The organism is Loktanella sp. SALINAS62 (assembly GCF_018263905.1).
GTDB lineage: Bacteria > Pseudomonadota > Alphaproteobacteria > Rhodobacterales > Rhodobacteraceae > Loktanella.
The window spans coordinates 1-264 of sequence record NZ_JAAFZU010000078.1 but is presented as its reverse complement, the minus strand read 5'-3'; the positions used below and the strand labels follow the sequence as shown (position 1 = coordinate 264).

Below are 264 nucleotides of genomic sequence, written 5' to 3'. Positions count from 1 at the left end.
TGCCCGCGTGCCCGTTTGACGCCTGCGATCAGGCCACCGGCCAGGTGAACTCACAATCCCTGGTGCGCTACAAAACCAACGATTACTCTGTGCCGGTTGCCTACGGGCACCGCGATGTCTGGCTTCGCGGCTATGTTGATCAAGTCGTCATTGGCTGTGGTGGCGATGTGATCGCTCGCCACCCCCGGTGCTGGGATCGAGAGGATATGGTTTTTGATCCGGTCCACTATCTGCCACTGCTTGAGCAAAAGACGGGCGCTCTGG

Annotated in this window: 1 pseudogene; it reads left to right on the top strand. The window is 59.5% G+C overall.

Annotation, left to right across the window (positions count from 1 at the left end):
• Positions 1-264, top strand: a pseudogene (locus tag GZH79_RS19375) (IS21 family transposase); the annotation flags it as partial.